We start from the raw sequence: 17,927 nt of genomic DNA on the forward strand, positions 1-17,927 counted from the left end.
GGACCCCCAAACCCGCTCCCCGGTCCCCTTCGGACCAGAGCTATCCTGGGAAATCGTGCTGGTATTGGCGATCGACACGGCTACTCCGGCGGTAACGGCGGGCATCGTTGCCGTCGACGAGGCTGAGCTTGTCACCCGGGCGGACCGCGTCACGGTGGATCCTCGGGCGCACGGCGAGCTGATCGCCCCGCATGCGCTCGCTGCCGCGGAAGAGGCCGGGGTAACGCTGCGCGAACTCGACGCGATCGTGTGCGGCGTCGGGCCTGGGCCCTTCACCGGGCTGCGGGCCGGAATGGCGACGGCGGCCGCGTACGCGCACGCGCTCGGCATCCCGGCGTACCCCGTCTGCAGCCTCGACGCGATCGCTGCGGACGTGGTGCGTACGGAGAAGCCGTTTCTCGTCTTCACGGACGCGCGGCGGCGCGAGGTCTACTGGGCTGCGTACGACGCTTCGGGCGCGCGCACTGACGGTCCTCACGTGCAGCGTCCCGCGGACATCGACACCGACGTTCGTGTCGCGGCGGGAGACGGGGCGTTGCAGTACGCGGCAGCGGTGGGCGTAGTGCCGATTGAGCCGCGGTTTCCGTCGCCGGCTGGGTTGGTGCGCGTCGCGCGTACGGCGCTTCTTGAGCGCGCGCAGCCGGAGCCGTTGACGCCGCTGTACCTGCGCCGTCCGGACGCTGTCGAGCCCACGGCGCGCAAGAGGGTGACTGCGCTGTGAAGCTCGACCAGTTGCGCCGCGCTGACGTCGCGAGGTGCGCGGAGATCGAGAAGATCCTCTTTCCCGGCGACGATCCGTGGAGTGCGCGCGCGTTCCATTCCGAGCTTGACCAGGGGCATTACTACCTGGCCGCGCGGGCGGACGACGGGACTCTGCTTGGTTACGCGGGGCTCGCGGTCGTCGGGCGGCGCGGTGACTACGAGGCGAGCGTGCACACGATCGGCGTGGTGCCGGAGGCGCAAGGGCAGGGCATCGGCAAGGCGCTGCTGCGTGCGTTGCTGACGCGCGCGGACGAGCTGCACGCAGCTGTGTTCCTCGAGGTGCGCACGGACAATGACCCTGCCGTGAAGCTGTATGAGGCGCACGGTTTTCAGAAACTTGGCATCCGGAAGCGCTACTACCAGCCTTCCGGTGCCGACGCGTTCACCATGGCCCGCCCCGCGCAGGCCCCGGCACGAGACGAGGTGGCCGGCTGATGGCGCGCGTCATCATGGGCATCGAAAGCTCCTGCGACGAGACCGGAGTCGGCCTCGTTCGGCTGCACGACGACGGCACGGTGGAGTTGCTTGCCGACGAGGTCGCGTCCAGTGTGGACCAGCACGCGCGCTTCGGCGGGGTCGTGCCGGAGGTCGCCAGCCGCGCGCATCTCGAAGCGATGGTGCCGACCACGGAACGGGCGTTCGCGACGGCGGGCCTGAAACTGTCCGATGTGGACGCGATCGCGGTGACGGCCGGTCCGGGGCTCGCTGGTGCGTTGCTGGTGGGGGTTTCGGCGGCGAAAGCCTATGCGACCGCACTGGATGTGCCGCTGTACGGCGTGAATCACCTTGCCGGGCACATCGCGGTGGACACGTTGCAGCACGGGCCGTTGCCGAAGCCGGTGCTGGCGCTGCTGGTTTCCGGTGGTCACACGCAGCTGTTGCGAGTGGACGACATCGCGTCGAGCATCACCGAGCTTGGGTCCACTGTGGACGATGCGGCGGGCGAGGCGTACGACAAGGTCGCGCGCGTGCTGGAGCTGCCGTATCCGGGCGGGCCGCCGATCGACAAGGCGGCCAAGCAGGGCAACCCGAAGGCGATCGCGTTCCCGCGCGGGATGACCGGTCCGCGTGACGCGAAGTTCGACTTCTCCTTCTCTGGCTTGAAAACGGCGGTGGCCCGCTGGGTGGAGAACGCCGAGCGCGCTGGCGACGGGGTGCCGGTGAACGACGTCGCGGCGTCTTTTCAGGAAGCCGTCGCGGACGTTCTCACCGCGAAGGCGATCCGCGCCGCTAGTGAGCAGGGCATTGGCACGTTGGTGATTTCCGGTGGGGTGGCAGCGAATTCACGGCTGTCCGAGCTGGCGGCGGAGCGGTGTGCGGAAGCGGGCATCGAACTGCGGGTGCCGCGACCGAGGTTGTGCACGGACAACGGCGCGATGATCGCGGCGCTGGGAGCGCATGTGGTGGCGGCGGGCCGGGCGGTGGCTCCGTTGGACTTCTCGGCGAACCCGGGCCTGCCGGTCAACGTTGTGTCCCTTTAGGACTTACCAGGGCGGCGGAGTTCGCGGAAACCCCAAGAAGCGCCTCGATCGCCGAAGCGGATCGTGCTGCCGCGGAACCGTTTCCGTACGGATTCGTTGACGCGGCAGCGCTGATCTCGCCGCGGAGGATGCGTGTGGCGGTGTCGGTGATGAGGTCCGTGTCGGTGCCGACCAGCCACGCGCAACCGGCTTCGACGGCCTCCGGGCGTTCCGTCGTGTCGCGCAGCACCAGCACTGGCGTGCCGAACGTCGGCGCTTCCTCTTGAATACCACCGGAATCAGTCAGCACCAGCGACGCCAGCCGCAGCGCGCGCACGAGATCCGGGTATTCCAACGGCTCCGTGACGGTCACTCGCGCGACCCCGCCCAGCACTTCCTCGACCTGCTTGCGCACGGCCGGATTCGGATGCACCGGAAACAGCACCTGCACGCGCGGATGGGCATCGACGATCTGGCGCACGGCGGTCAGCGTGCGCATCAACGGTTCGCCCCACGACTCACGGCGGTGCGACGTGACCAGCACCAGTTCCTCGTCCGCTTCGGCGATTCCCATCTCCAGCAACGCCAGCGCCGGATCGCGAGCGGGCAAATCGCGTGCGGCCACTGCGAGCACTGCATCGACGACTGTGTTGCCGGTGCGCGTGATTCGCTCCGCCGGCACGCCTTCGGCGAGCAACGCCGCGCCCGCGGCTGACGTCGGGACCAGGTGCAGCGCTGCGATCCGCGAGATCATCTGCCGCGTTCCCTCCTCGGGGAACGGCGACGCGAGATCGTGCGTGCGCAGCCCCGCTTCGAGGTGTACCACGGGGATCCCCAGCCAGAACGCGGCGAGCGCGCCGGCCAGTCCGGTCGTGGTGTCGCCTTGCACGACGACCGCCGACGGCTGGTACCGGCGCAGCGCGGCGTCGAGCGCGGGCAGCAGGCCGGACACCAGTTCCGCCTGGGTGCCGGATACGCGCGGCGGCACGTCGAGCCACGCGTCGATCTCGACGTCGAACGGGGCCAGCGCCTGTTCGACCATGCCCTGGTGCTGACCGCTGTGCACGACGAGCGGGTGCAGCCCGGGACGGGCCTCCAAGGCCAGCGCGAGCGGCGCGAGCTTCACCGCCTCCGGCCGGGTTCCGGCCAGCAGCATCACGTCCACGATTTTCACCCTTTCGAGTGTCCCGGAAATCCGGGCTGCCGGCCGGAACACGCCGGCAGCCCGGATTCTTCAGCCGTCCAGGCGGGCAAACCGCCGATTCCGGCGGCGGACGGCGATCAAAGCGGCGATCCCGAGGAGCACCAGCAGAACGCCGACCGCGAGCCACCAGCCGACGTCGGCTCCGGTGGCGGCGAGGGTGCCCACCCCGCCACCGGCTACGCCGACCCCGGCACCAGGCATCTTGTACATCGACCCATCACCTCACCGGAGTCAGGCAGCGGAACGACGGCGGGTGAAGCGGAGGCCGACCGGCACCGCGATCGCGGCGACCACGCCGAAACCGATCCACATGCCGGCGCCCGAGGCGAGCGGCATCGGCGGAGCGGCCGGGCCGCAGGTCGCCGACGACAGGATCACGTCGCCCGAGCCGAGCGCGCCCAGCGCGTCGCCGCCGAGCAGCTTGAGGTGCAGGGCGTTGACGGTGAGGCTGCCGTCCTTGTTCTTGATCTGCTCGTTCAGGATCAGCGTCGCCACGTGCAGCGGGCCGACCTGAACCTTCAGCTCGGTGTTCGCCGCCGGGGAGGCGTCGACCTTCCCGAGGCTGCCGAGGTTCGCGCCGACCAGAGTGGTGGAACCCTTGACGCCTTCCTGGGTCGCGGTGCAGACGGCTTCGACCGCCTTCGCGCCGACATCGCCCACGGCGGCCTTGAGCAGCGGCAGCCCGACGTCGGCGACGGACGCCTTCGCCGTGACCGCGCCGGAGTTGTCGTCGCGCACGGCGGACGTCTTGATCACGCCGGTGGTCAGCACGCCGGGAACATTCGCGGAGACCGCGGTGCTTTCCGTCGGGCCGTTGGTGTTCGCGGCCGCGAGCGGGCCGAGGTGCACCGCGGGCTGGCCGAGCAGCGTCACGTTGACGTCGACGCCGTAGGCCGACCCGTCGCCGGGAGCGGCGCTGGCCGGAGCGGCTCCGGCCAGGGCGATGCTCGCCACGACAGCGGCGAGCAGGCCGCCTCGTCGCACGAGGTGTCTCTTCACTGGTCCTCCGATTTTTCTCAGGGCGAGCCGCCGCGCGGACTAAACCCGCTGAGCAAGAGTCGGCACGCGGATCGGTTATCGGCGGGAGTTTCGGAAATAGCACAGATTTTTCGGGGTATCACCGGATCGAGTGATAAATATTTTGGTTTTCCCCAGGTCGCGTGAAGCATCACTCGAACGGAGTAGCAAGCATGAGCAAGAATATGCCGAAAGCTGCTCGGGCATCCCCGAAACGGGGCTGCCCGGCGAAGGGGCGGAAACCGTCGCGGACACGACCGTGGCTGGCTCCGCCCCGGTTCCGCTGGGTTTCTTCTCGAGAGGGTCGTCGTGACAGCAGTCAACGCGCCGGTGTCAGGCGCATCCCGGATTCCGCAGCGTATGGCGGTTTTCGGCGTGCTCGCCGCGGGGGTGGTGCTGGTGCTCGTGGAACGCGGGTACCGCGAGCTGGAGGTGCGACTGGCCGGTGCGATTCTCCGGGTCATCACCTCATCGGGGGTATACGTGGCCGGAAACCGGGAATCGGTCTACTTCGGGTTGTCTGGCGATACTCCATTCGGGTTGCGGATGACTCCGGAATGCTCCTCGGTATTCCTTTTGCTACCGTTGCTATTAATTACCGCCGCACTTCTGTGGTTCCGGCCACAGAATGCCCGCAGGCTCTTTTTCTCGCTGGGAATTTCCGCGATCGCGGTGATTCTGGTTAATCAGTTACGGATTCTCACCATCGTCGGGCTGGTCAACGGGCTCGGCACCGACGAGGGCTACTACTGGGGCCACACCCTGCTCGGCTCGCTGGTCAGCGTCATCGGCGGCGCGATCTCGCTGGTGCTCTTCGTGTGGCTGGCGACGAGGAAGACGAAGGCCGAGAAGCGGGCCGCGGCGTGAGCGACTCCGGCTTGAAGATCCTGCTGTCGGTCACGCAGGCGTTCGCGCTCACCATGAGCGTCGCGTTCCTCGTGTACGTCGTGGCGATCGTCGTGCCGTACTTGCGCCGCAAACCCGCTCCGGTCGGCGATCCGGCCGACTTCTCCTGGCACTTCTTCGTTCCCTGTCGCGACGAGGAGGTGGTGATCCGCGAGACGGTGAAGTACCTGCGCAGCACCTTCCGTCGCGCGCACGTGTGGGTCGTGGACGACGACTCCGACGACCGCACCGCCCGCGTCGTGCGCTCAGTGTGGCGGCGCAACGGCGGTTACGACGCGAACCTGCACCTGGTCGCCCGCCAGCGGCCGGAAGCGCGTACGGGCAAAGGGGACGCGCTCAACGCCGCGTACCGCGAGCTGGACAAATGGCTCGGTCCCAACGCGGATCGGGACCGGGTGGTGGTCGTGGTGGTCGACGCGGACGGCCGCCCGGCGCCCAACTGTCTCGAAGTGTGCGCGGCGGATCACCTGTTCGGCGACGAAACCGTCGGCGCCGTCCAGCTCGACGTCCGGATGAGCAACGCCCGCAGCCGTCCGCCCGGGCGCACGTGGTTCTCTCGCGCCTTCGGGCTCAAGCTCGCCCAGTTGCAAGACCTGGAGTTCCGCACCGCGATCGCGGCGATCCAGACGTCGCGCGGCTTCACCGGCACGATCTCCATGGGCGGCAACGGACAGTTCACCCGGCTGTCCGCATTGGACTCCATCGCGGGCGAGGAGCTGGCCCCGTGGCGGGGTTCGCTGCTGGAGGACTTCGAACTCGGCGTGCACCTGCTCACCGCGGGCTGGCGCACCGGGTTCACTCCGGATTCGCATGTGGCGCAAGAAGGTCTGTACAGCCTCCGCCGGTTCTTGGTGCAACGCACGCGCTGGGGTCAGGGGACCATGCAGTGCATGCGGTATCTGCGCCGGATCTGGGACTCGCCGCATCTGTCCACTTTGGGCGCCGCGGAGATGATGTACTACCTGGCGCAGCCGTGGATGCAGTTGCTCGGCTCGCTGCTGTACCCGGTGCCGTTCATCATGCTTCTCGTGACGACCGCGGGCGATCCGGGTCAGGTGTGGACGTGGTTCACCGGCGGCGCTTGGATTCTCTTCGCGATCTACGGTTCGTTCGGACTGCTGCCGTTCGTCGTCTGGGGCCCGATCTACCAGATGAAATGCTTGCGCAGCAAGAACATCTTTCGCGGTCTCGGCATGGGCCTGTTGTACGCGGCCTACATCTACACCTTCTACATCACGTCCTGGCGCGCGCTGTTCCGGCTGGTGCGCGGTCGCAACGGCTGGGCCAAAACCCGGCGCAACACCGAAGCCAGCGCTGGCGTGAAGGTGGCCCTGGACGCGTGAATGCCCGGGCCGGAAGCTTCCGGCCCGGGCATTCAGCGAGCTGCGGTCAGGACGCCGGTTCGAGGTCGACGTCCTCGCGGCTGACGTACGCAACGCGGTGGCCGAGCTGGATTTCCACGTACTTCGCCTTGCCCTTCACGACCTTGTTGGTCGCGACGTCGAAGGACGCCGAGTAGTACTCCGAGCCGGTCAGCCCGCCGACGGAGTACTTCTGGCCCGCGCTGAGCTGATACGGCAACGGCTTGAGTTCCTGTACAGGAACGTCCTTCGGGTAGGCCCCGGCCTCCGGGTACGCGCTGCCGTAGACCGGAATGGTCGCCTTGCCCTCCTTGGGAGTCGCGACGAATCCGTCGGCCGGATACGCGGCGGGCGCGTCGGCCGGGTTGCGGAACCAGCCCTTCTGGCCGAGATACCAGATCGCGGTCCAGTCGCCGCGGGTGTCCGCGACGGCGTACTTCTGGCCGGTGGCGACGCGGCTGCCGATATCCGAGACGTCCATTGTGGACGGATTAGGCCCGTGCATGCCCACATCGGACAGCAGCGGCGCGGACTCGCTCGGCTCGGTGTGCAGCACGACGGACCCGGAACCCCGCTCCGGGCAAGGGTTTCCGGACCCGATCTTGTCGCAGCCGGTGAACGCCGGACGGTTGGCGGAGAACTCCGGCGCGATCAGGACCAGGCCGGAATCCGGGTCGCCGTCGTGCCGCAGCGGGGTGCCGAGCAGGTCGAAGTAGTGCGCCCAGTCCCAGTACGGGCCCGGATCCCAGTGCATGCTCTTGATCTTGTCCGCGTTCGGGCCAGGCACGTTGTCGTGGCCGAGGATGTGCGCCCGGTCCAGCGGGACGCCGAAGCGGTGGGCGAGGTAGCGCACGAGCTTCGCGGACTGGCGGTACAGCGCCTCGGTGAACCAGGTGCCCTGTGCGGCGAAGCCCTCGTGCTCGACGCCGAGGGATTTTTCGTTCACGTACCAGTTCCCGGCGTGCCAGCCGACATCCTTGGTCGCCACGTGTTGGGCGACCTGGCCGTCCGAGGAACGGACCGTGTAGTGCCACGCGGTCTGGCCCGGCGTCTGGGCCTGCTTCAGCACCGAGTCCCAGGCGCCCTCGGTGTCGTGGATGACGATGTAGTCGATCTTCTGATCGCGCGGCCGGTCGGCCTTGTCGTAGTTGCCGTAGCTGTCGCCGATCTTCTGGAACGGCGCGGGCACCGATTCGCAGGACATCGACCTCGGACACTCGGTAGCCGGCGGTTTCCCGGCACGCAGGCCGAGCCGGTCCGCTTGGGTGCGGTCCGGGGTGACGCCGGAGGCCGCGGCGAGTTTGACCGCCTGGCCGTCGTCGGTGGTACGCGCGACGCCGCTGTTGAGGGTGGCGAAGACTTCGTCGGCGAAAGTGCGTGCGCCGGTGACGTCTTCGGAACCGCTGTAGCGCGCGACGGCTCCGTACCAGTCCTTCGCGCTGTCGCTCTCGACGCCTAGCTCTCGTTGGTACTCGGCGAGTAGCGCCGCGCCGCCGCGGATGTTCGCTTCGGCGTCTGTACGGAGCTTCGCTGCGTCGGTGTGCAGTAGCTCGGCGGCCTTGTCGAGGGTTTGGCTGCCGGACGGGGGAGCTGGGGCTTCGAGCGGCCGCAGGCGCAGGGTCGGCCGGGAGTCGTCGCCGCGGGGGTCTTCGTCGGGGTTGTCGAATTCGCTGGTGCGCAGGCCGGCGGTGCGGACGTCGGTGAGGTGCATCGGGCCGTAGCCGGCGGCGGTGCTGGGAGCGCCGGAATGAGTGTCCCAGCGGGATTCGAGGTACGAGACGGCCAGCAGGACGTCCACCGGGACGCCGAATTCGGAGGCGGCGTCGGCGAAGGCGCGCTGGCGGGACTCGTTGGCCGGTTGGGCGGAGGCCGGGACGCTGACCGCGATCGCGGCCAGTGCCAGCAGCCCGGTGGTGGCAGCGGCCAGGCGCCACGGGAGTGAGCGGGGCATAGGAGGACTCCAGGTGTGAGATTCCTGTCTGTGCGGATCCAACCAGGAGCCGCGGGCAGTTGGTGGGGTTTTTCCGCCGGATGGGGCAGATCGGGCACACAGCGGTGCCCTGGCCGCCAGTCGCCTGGTCGGGGCGCACGCGCGGCACCTTGGAACAAACGGGCCGGTCAACGGCTTCCGTCCGGCGGATCGCCAGGTCCGACGGACCCTCCTTGCGAAGCTGGCACTCACATGGCTAGAGTGCTAATCGAACGGCCCGGACACGCCCCGGCACCCGCGACGGCGGGGGTGGTATGAGCCGTAACCAGTCATCATGCCGACGCTTTCGACGACCGTGGAGGTCAACCCGGTGAGCGTGAACATCAAGCCGCTCGAGGACAAGATCGTTGTCCAGACGAGCGAGGCCGAGGAGACGACCGCTTCCGGCCTCGTCATCCCCGACACCGCCAAGGAGAAGCCCCAGGAGGGCAAGGTTCTGGCCGTGGGCCCGGGCCGCATCGACGACAAGGGCAACCGCGTTCCGCTGGACGTGGCTGTGGGCGACGTCGTCATCTACTCCAAGTACGGCGGCACCGAGGTCAAGTACAACGGCGAGGACTACCTGATCCTCTCCGCCCGCGACGTGCTGGCCGTCATCAACTGACGCGTCACTCGCAGCGCAAGGACGCCCCGGGCCCCGCTCATGCCGGGGTGCGGGGCGTTTTGCGTCGCACGACAACCGAAAGGTAAGCGGAAAGCGTTATGCCCAAGCAGATCAGTTTCGACGAGGACGCTCGTCGCGCGCTCGAGCGCGGGGTGAACAAGCTCGCCGACGCGGTCAAGGTCACCCTCGGCCCGCGCGGTCGCCACGTCGTTCTCGACAAGAAGTTCGGCGGCCCGACGATCACCCTCGACGGCGTCACCGTCGCGCGGGAGATCGAACTCGACGACCCGTTCGAGAACCTCGGTGCGCAGCTCGCGAAGAGCGTCGCCACCAAGACCAACGACGTCGCCGGCGACGGAACCACCACCGCCACGGTGCTGGCCCAGTCGCTGGTCAAGCACGGCCTGCGCAACGTCGCCGCCGGCGCCAACCCGACCGCGGTCGGCAAGGGCATCGAGGCGGCCGCGGAGAAGGTCGTCGAGGTCCTCAAGGCCAAGGCCACCCCGGTCAAGGGCCGCGACAACATCGCCCAGGTCGGCACCGTCACCTCGCGTGACGCGACGATCGGCGCGCTGCTCGGCGAGGCCGTCGAGCGCGTGGGCGAGGACGGCGTGATCACCATCGAGGAGTCGTCCACGCTGGCGACCGACCTCGTGATCACCGAGGGCGTCCAGTTCGACAAGGGCTTCCTGTCGGCGCACTTCGCGACCAACCCGGAGGACCAGAAGGCGATCCTCGAGGACGCCTACATCCTGCTGCACCGCGAGAAGATCTCGGCGCTGGCCGACCTGCTCCCGGTGCTGGAGAAGGTCGTCGAGGCGAAGAAGCCGCTGCTCATCATCGCCGAGGACGTCGACGGCGAGGCGCTGTCCACCCTCGTGGTGAACTCGCTGCGCAAGACGATCACCGCGGTCGCGGTCAAGGCCCCGTTCTTCGGCGACCGCCGCAAGGCGTTCCTGGACGACCTGGCCGTCGTCACCGGCGGCGAGGTCATCTCCGCGGAGATCGGCCGCAAGCTGTCCGAGGTCGACCTCGGCTCGCTGGGCAAGGCCCGCCGGGTCGTCGTCACCAAGGACGACACGACGATCGTCGACGGCGCGGGCACCAAGGACGCCATCGCCGCGCGGACCGCGCAGATCCGCAAGGAGATCGAGACCACCGACTCCGACTGGGACCGCGAAAAGCTGCAGGAGCGGCTCGCGAAGCTCGGCGGCGGCGTGGCCGTGATCAAGGTCGGCGCGGCCACCGAGACCGAGCTGAACGAGCGCAAGCACCGCATCGAGGACGCCGTGGCTTCGACCAAGGCGGCCGTCGAAGAGGGCATCCTGCCCGGCGGCGGCTCGGCGCTGGTGCACGCGGTCAAGGAACTTGAGGGCGACCTCGGCCTGACAGGCGACGAGGCCACCGGCGTGCGCATCGTCCGCGACGCGCTCACCGCCCCGCTGTTCTGGATCGCGACGAACGCGGGCCACGAGGGCGCGGTCATCGTGAACAAGGTCCAGGAGCAGGGCTGGGGCCAGGGCTTCAACGCCGCCACCGGCGAACTGACCGACCTGATCGCGGGCGGCATCGTCGACCCGGTCAAGGTGACGCGCTCGGCCGTCGCGAACGCGGCGTCGATCGCCCGGCTGGTGCTCACCACGGAAAGCTCCGTGGTCGAGAAGCCGGTCGAGGAGGAGCCGGAGGCCGCTGGCCACGGGCACTCGCACTGACGCTGGCTCGTTCCCGCGTTTTCAGCGGGGCGGCATTCCCTTCGGGGAGTGCCGCCCCGTTTTTTGTTGCGGTGCAGCGAAAAACCGAAAGCCGCGGCTCCAACGCCGCGGCTTTCGTGCGCAAGACGATCAGGCGGTGAACCCGCCGTCCACCGTGATCGACGTCCCCGTCAGGTACCGGCCGTCCGGTCCGGCCAGATACGCCACCGCCGCCGCGATGTCCGCCGGATTTCCGTAGTGCCCCAACGCGATATGGGCCAGCTGGTCACCGGAGTGCGGGCCGTCGGCCGGGTTCATCTCGGTGTCCGTCGAACCCGGGTGGACCACCATCGCCGTGATCCCGCGCGCCCCCAGGTCTCGCGCCAGGCCCTTGGTCATCCCGACCAGCGCCGACTTGCTCGCGGAGTACAGGCTCAACCCGACGAACGGCGAACGCTCCGCCAGATCGCTGCCGATCGACACGATCCGGCCGCCTTGCTTCATGTGCCGCACTGCTGCCCGGGCCGCGACCAGCGGGGCCTTCACGTGGATCGCCAGCGTGCGGTCGATCGTCTCCGGCGTCAGTTCGTCGACCGGCGCCGACGGGAACACCCCGGCGTTGTTCACCAGCACGTCCAGTCCGCCCAGTTCGGCCGCGGTCTGGTCGACCACGCTGGTCACGGCGTCCGCGTCCGCGACGTCCGCCTGCAGGGCGAGGCCGCGGCGGCCGAGTTTTTCGATGGCCGCGACCACGTCCGCCGCGCGGTCCGCGGCGCGTTCGTAGGTGATCGCGACGTCCGCGCCGTCCTCGGCCAGCCGGAGTGCGATCGCCGCCCCGATCCCGCGACTTCCGCCGGTGACCAGCGCGACCTTGCCGTCCAGGGTGCCCATGCCCCCACCTCTTTCTGTAGTGATGACTACATAAATAGCCGCGTACGATGGGCTGGGTCAAGACTTCTGTAACGCTCACTAAAGAAGGTGGTCCATGTCACCCCGCGGCCGCCCGCGCGCGTTCGATCGCGAGCACGCGCTCACCCAGGCCATGTTCGTGTTCTGGGAGCGCGGCTACGAAGGCGCGTCGCTAGCGGAGCTGACTGAGGCGATGGGGATCAAGCCGCCGAGTCTGTACGCGGCCTTCGGGGACAAGGAAGCACTGTTCCGCGAAGCGATCGAGCACTACCAATCTGCGTACGGGCAGTACACGATGCGCGCGTTGACCGAAGAGCCCACTGCGCGCGCGGCGGTCGAAGCGATGCTTCGCAACAACGCTTGCGCGTACGTCGAACCAGGTCGCCCCAAGGGCTGCATGGTGGTTCTGGCGGCTACCAATTGCACGCCAGCTAACGCGTCCGTATGGGAGTTTCTCGCTGCTTCGCGCGACGAGGTGCGACGCAAGCTTAGTGCGCGCCTTCGTCGCGGCGTGGAAGAAGGCGACCTCACGGACACTGTGGACACCGAGGCGCTCGGCGCGCTTTATTCGACCGTCTTTTATGGACTGACCTTGCAGGCCCGCGACGGGGTCGGTCTCGATTCGATGATGACCGTGATCGACCTGGCGCTCTCGCTGTGGCCCGAAAACGGCGGAGGGGCAGTGTCCACTATGGACACCGCCCCTTCCGCGCCGGGATGAAAGTCAGATGTGCGCCATGGTCAACGCGCGTTTGTCCTGTTTGATGATGTGGTCTCGTTCCGATTCGGACAGTCCGCCCCAGATGCCGTAGGGCTCGTGCACGGCGAGCGCGTGCTTGCGGCACATCTCCAGCACCGGGCACGACAGGCAGATCGCCTTGGCCCTGGCCTCGCGGCGCGCCCTCGCCGGTCCCCGCTCTCCGTCCGGGTGGAAGAAGGATCCGCTGTCCATCCCCCGGCACGACCCCTCCAGCTGCCAGTCCCACATGTCTGCGTTGGGGCCGGGGAGCCTGCGCGTGTCTGCCATCCTGACCGCCTCCGTCATCCGGTCGATGCCATTAGCTGCTCTGCTGTGGTGCCGATACTCCATTCGGTGCAACGGCGGTAACGTTAGAAGCGCGCCAATAGTTGTTCAATAGATCTGCGGCGATTCAGCCGTTAGGCATCCCCCAGATGTGTGAGCAGGGCTTTTGGCTCGGGTTGCCGGGACCGCGAGCGGGCAGGATATTGACCGGGTGGGATCCGGATCAGGCGATGGAGAACCCACCCTGCCGGTGGCCTCGGTCGCCCGTCGGCTCGGTGTCGCGCCGTCCACCCTGCGTACTTGGGACCGCCGCTACGGCCTCGGTCCCAGTCGCCACACCGACGGCAGACACCGCCGCTACGGCAGCTCTGACATCGGCCGTCTCGAACTTATGCAGCGCGCGCTCCTTCGCGGCGCTTCAACCGCGGAGGCCGCGCAGTACGCGTTAGAGCAGATGCCGCGCGCGGACTTTGTGCCAGCGCCTGCTGAGCCTGTCGAAGCGACGGAAGCGAAGGCGGCGGCTGACGACGTCGAAGTCCCTTCGCGACTCGCGCGCCGGCTGAGCACTGCTGCGTTGGCGATGGACGTCGGCGCGGTGCAGCGAATGCTCGTCGACGCCATCAGCGAGCTAGGCGTGCTTCAGGCGTGGTCTGGCGTGATTGACCCAGTCCTTACTGCGCTTGGCGCGCGGTGGCGAGGCGTGCACGCGGGTGCGGAAGTGGAGTACCTGCTCGCTGAGTGCGTGTACGCGGCATTAGTGCGCGCGACGCCAGTCCTCGATGAGCCTCGCAACCAACGGCCCGTCCTTCTCGCGTGCGTACCGGACGAACGGGACAACATGCCGGTGTACGCCCTCGCGGCGGCTCTCGCGGGGCGACGGATCGGCGCGCAGCTCTTCGGCATCGCGCTGCCACAAGAAGTGCTGGCGGTAGCTGTCCGGCGAAGCGCGCCTGCCGCGGTGGTGTTGTGGGCGAATCGCGCGCACGCCGACCCCCGGCTTTTCGCACGCGTGTCTCGCGGACGGCAGCGGACCCGGCTGTTTGCTTGCGGTCCCGGCTGGGATCCGGCGCTGTTGCCGCCGAAGGTCGAGCTGCTGGCGGATCTTTCCGCCGCGGCTGACCGCGTGGAGCACGTTCTTGTCGGTGCTCCACGCTAGAAAGGTCGGGTGGACGAAGAAGCGCTGGCGGCCCTCGCGTTTGGCCCGGATGCCGGGTCGGCGGACTCGATACCTCGCGACGGCTCGCCAAGGCAACGCCTCCTGGCGGCGATCGTGCTGGGCGCCCGCGGCCGGTACGCGGCGGCTGCGGACTTGCTTGACCCGCTTCGGCGCGGCCGGGATCCGCTGATGGCGTCGTTGGCGGCGAGCACGCTCGCGTCGCATCGGCGGCAGTTGGGCGGGCACGTGGCGGCGCGGAAGCTGGACGGGGAGGCGTTGCTGGCTGTTGGGCTGCGCGGGGTGGCGGAGCTGCGGGGGAGCGGTTCCGGGGCGGCGGGCCTGGGGGCGGGGCGTCCGGAGGCGGAACCGGGGGAGGGCAGTCGCGGGGCGGCTGGCGGCTTGGGTGGCGGCGGGGTCGGTGCTGGCTCGGCTTCGGCGGGCTTGGCCTCGGGTGGTGCTGGTTCGGTTTCGGCGGGCTTGGGCTCGGCAGGTTCTGGTTCGGCTTCGACTGGCTCCGGGGCTGCTGGCGGCTCGGGCGGCGGCAGGACCGTTGCTGCCTCGGCTTCGGCTGCCTCCAATCCGTCTGATGCCGGACCAGGCCAAGCCGCCACAAGCCCAGCCACCCCAAACACCAGCCGCCGAGCCGCCCCCACTGGTTCGCGCCCTCCCGGCTCCGATCCAGCCCAAGCGCACCCCGCAACGCCCAGCACCGCCACCGAGGGCCCCTGCGGACTAGACCTCCAAGGCGCCCGAGCCGACGCCCTCCTCGGCCTGGCCGCCGACAACCTCGCCCTGGGCCGGATCTCCGCCGCCCGCCGCCTGGCTGTCCGCGCCGCTCAGGCCGACCGTCGCTGGCGGGCGACCGTCCGGGGCGGCTGGGTGGGTGCCGAGATCGAACTCGCCGACGGTCAGCCCGAAGCGGCCGTCGCTCCGGCCCGCCTCGCCTACGAGACCGCCGTCGGTCGTCACGCTCGGCGACACATCGTCAAGTCCGGCATCGTCCTCGGTGTCGCCCTGCTCGCCGCCGGAAAGAGCGGGGCGCGGGAACTCGTCGTCGCAGCCGCCGAGGACGCCGAAAAATATGAATTGGATTCACTTAGCTGGGTGGCCACCCGGGTCGCCGCTGACCTCGACCACGACCGGGCCGAGGAGTATCGATTCAGGAGCCGTCAGGTGTTGCACGCAGTGTTACGGCACGCGGATCCTTGCGTGATGCGCGTCGCACACGAATCGCCGTGGGTGCCCGTCGGACCCGGGTAGGCCTGCGGGAACGGGCGTTCCGGCATCCGGGCTAAGAAACTTCAAAAAAAGCCACCGGATCGTGTCAAGGTTCGGACTAAAGCGTCCGATAGGGGAAGTGGAATGTCACCCGGCTGCAGGAAGGAAACCCCGTGACGACGGTCTTGATCTGCGACGACCGACGCAGTGTCCGCGAAGGGCTCACCCGTGTGATGTCCGCGGTGCCTGGGGTCAGTCGCATCGACTGCGTAGCGCACGGTGACGAGCTGCTGGCCCGGTACACCCGTCAGCCGGTCGACGTCGTGCTGGTCGGAACGCAACGCGCGGTCCCGACAGGCGTCGAGGCCACCCGCCGGCTCGTCTCCGCGAACCCCCAGGCGAACGTCATCGTCTTCGGAGCCCCGGACGACGCGGGCAGCATCGCGGCCGCCATCGCCGGCGGAGCGCGCGGCTACCTGCGCTGGGACGCTTCGCGGCCCGAACTGGTCGCCGCGCTGGCGCACACCCTGGCCAGCACCTCGGTGCCCGCGCCGCGGCAGCCGTCCGACCCGGGCGTGCAGCTCACCGAGCGCGAGCTGCAGGTCCTGCGCGGCATGAGCCAGGGCAAGAGCAACGGCCAGATCGGCCGCGAGCTGTACCTCTCCGAGGACACGGTCAAGACGCACGCGCGGCGGCTGTTCCGCAAGCTCGGCGTCCGCGACCGCGCGCAGGCCGTGGCGCACGGCTTCCGCCGCGGTCTCGTGTCCTGACCGAGGCCGAGCAAGCCAAAACGGGACTTCCGATCCGATTCCCGCGGTGACGAACGGGCCAGGGCGCAAGCCCTGGCCCGTACCTGTTGTCCTGGCCCCTGCTCGGGTGCCCCGCCCGCGTCCCCACCGCGTGACGGCACTGCCCCACCCCGTCTGCCTGCGACAATCGCCGCCCGGCCGCGCCCGGCGCGCCGGTCACCACCTCTGGCGGTTGTCTGGTAGGACTCCGACGGTACGGTAGCTGTGACCGGCGCAGGACGGGGACGACCACGCGCCGGATTCTTTGCACGCCTACACGTAACGCTGGGACTGTTGTCTGCGATGGCCACTGTGGGGGATGGACTGGACGAGCCGGTCGCCGCCGCTGTCGAGGGAGACCCTCAGGCAGTCGAGCGGTTGCTGGCCGCCATTCGTCCCCTTGTGGTGCGGTATTGCCGTGCCAGGGTAGGCAGGCAGGAGCGTTCGTTCGCTTCGGCAGACGACGTTGCGCAGGAGGTGTGTCTCGCGGTGCTTACGGCCTTGCCTTCGTACCGTGACCAGGGGCGCCCCTTTCTGGCGTTCGTCTACGGCATCGCCCAGCACAAGGTTGCCGACGCGCACCGCGCCGCGGCGCGCAACCGGGCGGAGCCGGTCGCCGAGATCCCCGACGAGATCGAGGGCGGCGTCGGCCCGGAGCAACGCGCTCTGCAGGGTGAGCTGAACGAGCGGATGGCGCAGTTGTTGCAGGTGCTGCCGGACAAACAGCGGGAAATCGTTGTTCTGCGGGTCGTGGTCGGATTGTCGGCGGAGGAGACGGCGGAAGCCGTCGGTTCCACGCCGGGCGCGGTCCGCGTCGCCCAGCACCGGGCGCTCGCCCGGCTGCGCAAGGTGCTTGCCGCCGAGGAGGTGATCTGAGTGACCGATCGCGAAGACCGGGACAGAGACCTGTCACCTTCCGCGCAGGCCAGCGGCCTGACCGGGTACGAAGCGGAAGCCGACGGCGACCTTACGGCCATCCAGGCCGACGACGCACTGCTCGACGCGCTCGGCGGGACCGATCCGGCTGTCGCCGACGGGCTCGGAGACCAGGAACTGAACGCGCTGCTGCTCGCGTGGCGCCGCGACATCGACAGCGAGCCGCTCGCCGAGCTGGTCGACGTCGACACCGCGGTCACCACGGTGAAGACCGCCACGCTGGCGCGCAAGTACCAGAACCGCGGCCGCCGTCGCCGCTATCTCGTGCCGGTGGCCGCCGCCTGCGCCGCCGCGGCCATCGCCTTCACCGGCACCGGGCTCGCCGCGCGGGACGCCCAGCCCGGCGACACGCTGTGGGGCCTCACGAAGGTGCTGTACGCCGACCACGCCCGCTCCGTCGAGGCCGCCGCCGCGGCGAAGCTCGACCTGGAGAAGGCGAACCTGGCGCTGGCCGACAACCGGCTCGCGGACGCCCGGCGCGCGCTCGCCGACGCGCAGGCCGCGCTCACCCAGGTCACCGACGCGGACAACCGCAACCAGCTTCTGCAGCAGCACCGCGAACTGGCCGCTCAGCTCGGCCAGCCGACCGCCCCGCCCACGGACCAGAAGTCGTCCACGCCGCCCGCGGTTCCGCCGCCGCACGACCCGGTCAGCAGCGCGGCGCAGCCGCCCGGCCAGTCGACGTCGCTGCCGGGCACCGGAGGCGGGCACACCAATCCGCCGCCGGTCACCTCGGCGACGCCGCTTCCTCCGGTCACGTCCACGCCGAGTTCGCCGCCGCCGTCGCCGAGCGCCACCCCGAACGACCCGGGCACGGGCAGCAGCCCGCGCAACGAGTCGTCGCAAGGGGCACAGGCTCCGAACACCAGCGGCTCATAGGTTTCGCGAAGGTCCCGGCACG

At 69.2% G+C, this 17,927-nt stretch carries 19 protein-coding genes; 12 read left to right on the forward strand and 7 right to left on the reverse strand.

What is annotated here, in order from left to right:
• Positions 1-55: 55 nt before the first annotated feature.
• The 3 genes from tsaB to tsaD are packed head-to-tail and all read left to right on the forward strand — an operon-like array spanning position 56 to position 2,243.
• Positions 56-721, forward strand: a complete 666-nt coding sequence (gene tsaB / locus ACWGIC_RS06505) for a tRNA (adenosine(37)-N6)-threonylcarbamoyltransferase complex dimerization subunit type 1 TsaB (RefSeq protein WP_452074885.1) — start codon at positions 56-58, stop codon at positions 719-721.
• A complete protein-coding gene (gene rimI, locus ACWGIC_RS06510) occupies positions 718-1,197 on the forward strand; it encodes a ribosomal protein S18-alanine N-acetyltransferase (RefSeq protein WP_452074886.1) in 480 nt (159 codons plus the stop codon). The genes tsaB and rimI overlap by 4 nt, the downstream gene beginning before the upstream one ends.
• Complete coding sequence (gene tsaD / locus ACWGIC_RS06515) at positions 1,197-2,243, forward strand: tRNA (adenosine(37)-N6)-threonylcarbamoyltransferase complex transferase subunit TsaD (RefSeq protein WP_452074887.1); 1,047 nt, start codon at positions 1,197-1,199, stop codon at positions 2,241-2,243. Before rimI ends, tsaD begins: the two co-directional genes overlap by 1 nt.
• Here tsaD and wecB read toward each other — a convergent pair.
• The 3 genes from wecB to ACWGIC_RS06530 all read right to left on the reverse strand — a co-directional run bounded on the left by wecB (position 2,224) and on the right by ACWGIC_RS06530 (position 4,425).
• On the reverse strand, positions 2,224-3,387 hold the full coding sequence (gene wecB / locus ACWGIC_RS06520; protein ID WP_452074984.1) for a non-hydrolyzing UDP-N-acetylglucosamine 2-epimerase: 1,164 nt from the start codon (positions 3,385-3,387) through the stop codon (positions 2,224-2,226). The genes tsaD and wecB overlap by 20 nt on opposite strands.
• Positions 3,388-3,456: 69 nt before the next feature.
• Positions 3,457-3,636 (reverse strand): LPXTG cell wall anchor domain-containing protein, encoded by a 180-nt coding sequence (locus tag ACWGIC_RS06525; RefSeq protein WP_452074888.1) that lies wholly within the window; start codon positions 3,634-3,636, stop codon positions 3,457-3,459.
• A gap of 21 nt (positions 3,637-3,657) precedes the next feature.
• The gene (locus ACWGIC_RS06530) at positions 3,658-4,425 is read right to left on the reverse strand and encodes a choice-of-anchor P family protein (RefSeq protein WP_452074889.1); all 768 of its coding nucleotides are present in this window, start codon (positions 4,423-4,425) and stop codon (positions 3,658-3,660) included.
• Positions 4,426-4,803: 378 nt separating this feature from the next.
• Here ACWGIC_RS06530 and xrtP point away from each other — a divergent pair, with 378 nt between their 5' ends.
• Both xrtP and ACWGIC_RS06540 read left to right on the forward strand, forming a co-directional pair.
• Positions 4,804-5,310 carry an exosortase P gene (gene xrtP / locus ACWGIC_RS06535; RefSeq protein WP_452074985.1) on the forward strand — a complete coding sequence of 169 codons (507 nt, stop codon included), beginning with the start codon at positions 4,804-4,806 and terminating at the stop codon, positions 5,308-5,310.
• Positions 5,311-5,363: 53 nt separating this feature from the next.
• On the forward strand, positions 5,364-6,692 hold the full coding sequence (locus ACWGIC_RS06540) for a glycosyltransferase (protein WP_452074986.1): 1,329 nt from the start codon (positions 5,364-5,366) through the stop codon (positions 6,690-6,692).
• A 46-nt stretch (positions 6,693-6,738) separates the two neighbouring features.
• Here the strand turns inward: ACWGIC_RS06540 and ACWGIC_RS06545 are convergent, their stop codons facing one another.
• On the reverse strand, positions 6,739-8,661 hold the full coding sequence (locus ACWGIC_RS06545; protein WP_452074890.1) for an N-acetylmuramoyl-L-alanine amidase: 1,923 nt from the start codon (positions 8,659-8,661) through the stop codon (positions 6,739-6,741).
• Positions 8,662-9,010: 349 nt separating this feature from the next.
• On the opposite strand from ACWGIC_RS06545, the gene groES reads away from it, so the two are divergent.
• Together groES and groL are read left to right on the forward strand one after the other, a co-directional pair.
• A complete protein-coding gene (groES, locus tag ACWGIC_RS06550) occupies positions 9,011-9,304 on the forward strand; it encodes a co-chaperone GroES (protein ID WP_009072407.1) in 294 nt (97 codons plus the stop codon).
• Positions 9,305-9,402: 98 nt separating this feature from the next.
• Positions 9,403-11,016: a chaperonin GroEL gene (gene groL / locus ACWGIC_RS06555; RefSeq protein WP_452074891.1), complete on the forward strand. Its 1,614-nt coding sequence runs from the start codon at positions 9,403-9,405 to the stop codon at positions 11,014-11,016.
• 129 nt (positions 11,017-11,145) lie between these two features.
• Here groL and ACWGIC_RS06560 read toward each other — a convergent pair whose 3' ends face one another.
• Positions 11,146-11,886: an SDR family NAD(P)-dependent oxidoreductase gene (locus ACWGIC_RS06560; RefSeq protein WP_452074892.1), complete on the reverse strand. Its 741-nt coding sequence runs from the start codon at positions 11,884-11,886 to the stop codon at positions 11,146-11,148.
• A 94-nt stretch (positions 11,887-11,980) separates the two neighbouring features.
• Between ACWGIC_RS06560 and ACWGIC_RS06565 the strand changes: the two genes are divergently transcribed.
• Positions 11,981-12,625 carry a TetR/AcrR family transcriptional regulator gene (locus ACWGIC_RS06565; protein WP_452074893.1) on the forward strand — a complete coding sequence of 215 codons (645 nt, stop codon included), beginning with the start codon at positions 11,981-11,983 and terminating at the stop codon, positions 12,623-12,625.
• A gap of 3 nt (positions 12,626-12,628) precedes the next feature.
• Here the strand turns inward: ACWGIC_RS06565 and ACWGIC_RS06570 are convergent, their stop codons facing one another.
• Positions 12,629-12,931 carry a WhiB family transcriptional regulator gene (locus tag ACWGIC_RS06570; protein ID WP_037816439.1) on the reverse strand — a complete coding sequence of 101 codons (303 nt, stop codon included), beginning with the start codon at positions 12,929-12,931 and terminating at the stop codon, positions 12,629-12,631.
• Positions 12,932-13,178: 247 nt separating this feature from the next.
• Here ACWGIC_RS06570 and ACWGIC_RS06575 point away from each other — a divergent pair, with 247 nt between their 5' ends.
• Entirely contained in the window at positions 13,179-14,084 is a 906-nt protein-coding gene (locus tag ACWGIC_RS06575) for a MerR family transcriptional regulator (RefSeq protein ID WP_452074894.1), read from the forward strand.
• 732 nt (positions 14,085-14,816) lie between these two features.
• On the opposite strand, the gene ACWGIC_RS06580 is transcribed toward ACWGIC_RS06575, so the two are convergent.
• Positions 14,817-15,053, reverse strand: a complete 237-nt coding sequence (locus ACWGIC_RS06580) for a hypothetical protein (protein ID WP_452074895.1) — start codon at positions 15,051-15,053, stop codon at positions 14,817-14,819.
• Between the two features lie 422 nt (positions 15,054-15,475).
• Here ACWGIC_RS06580 and ACWGIC_RS06585 point away from each other — a divergent pair, with 422 nt between their 5' ends.
• The 3 genes from ACWGIC_RS06585 to ACWGIC_RS06595 all read left to right on the forward strand — a co-directional run bounded on the left by ACWGIC_RS06585 (position 15,476) and on the right by ACWGIC_RS06595 (position 17,905).
• Positions 15,476-16,072 (forward strand): response regulator transcription factor, encoded by a 597-nt coding sequence (locus ACWGIC_RS06585; protein ID WP_020662719.1) that lies wholly within the window; start codon positions 15,476-15,478, stop codon positions 16,070-16,072.
• A gap of 321 nt (positions 16,073-16,393) precedes the next feature.
• Positions 16,394-16,966 (forward strand): sigma-70 family RNA polymerase sigma factor, encoded by a 573-nt coding sequence (locus ACWGIC_RS06590; RefSeq protein ID WP_009072423.1) that lies wholly within the window; start codon positions 16,394-16,396, stop codon positions 16,964-16,966.
• Positions 16,967-17,905 (forward strand): anti-sigma-D factor RsdA, encoded by a 939-nt coding sequence (locus ACWGIC_RS06595; protein ID WP_452074896.1) that lies wholly within the window; start codon positions 16,967-16,969, stop codon positions 17,903-17,905. It abuts the gene before it with no gap.
• Positions 17,906-17,927: the final 22 nt, after the last annotated feature.

The sequence above is a fragment of the Amycolatopsis sp. NPDC054798 genome, assembly GCF_053611505.1.

What these genes read in the sequence shown, in the direction of transcription:
- tsaD (WP_452074887.1), top strand. Translation starts at nt 1,197, where the DNA reads ATGGCGCGCGTCATCATGGGCATCGAAAGCTCCTGCGACGAGACCGGA.
- ACWGIC_RS06525 (WP_452074888.1), bottom strand. Translation starts at nt 3,636, where the DNA reads ATGTACAAGATGCCTGGTGCCGGGGTCGGCGTAGCCGGTGGCGGGGTG.
- xrtP (WP_452074985.1), top strand. Translation starts at nt 4,804, where the DNA reads ATGGCGGTTTTCGGCGTGCTCGCCGCGGGGGTGGTGCTGGTGCTCGTG.
- ACWGIC_RS06540 (WP_452074986.1), top strand. Translation starts at nt 5,364, where the DNA reads ATGAGCGTCGCGTTCCTCGTGTACGTCGTGGCGATCGTCGTGCCGTAC.
- ACWGIC_RS06545 (WP_452074890.1), bottom strand. Translation starts at nt 8,661, where the DNA reads ATGCCCCGCTCACTCCCGTGGCGCCTGGCCGCTGCCACCACCGGGCTG.
- groL (WP_452074891.1), top strand. Translation starts at nt 9,403, where the DNA reads ATGCCCAAGCAGATCAGTTTCGACGAGGACGCTCGTCGCGCGCTCGAG.
- ACWGIC_RS06560 (WP_452074892.1), bottom strand. Translation starts at nt 11,886, where the DNA reads ATGGGCACCCTGGACGGCAAGGTCGCGCTGGTCACCGGCGGAAGTCGC.
- ACWGIC_RS06565 (WP_452074893.1), top strand. Translation starts at nt 11,981, where the DNA reads ATGTCACCCCGCGGCCGCCCGCGCGCGTTCGATCGCGAGCACGCGCTC.
- ACWGIC_RS06570 (WP_037816439.1), bottom strand. Translation starts at nt 12,931, where the DNA reads ATGGCAGACACGCGCAGGCTCCCCGGCCCCAACGCAGACATGTGGGAC.
- ACWGIC_RS06590 (WP_009072423.1), top strand. Translation starts at nt 16,394, where the DNA reads ATGGCCACTGTGGGGGATGGACTGGACGAGCCGGTCGCCGCCGCTGTC.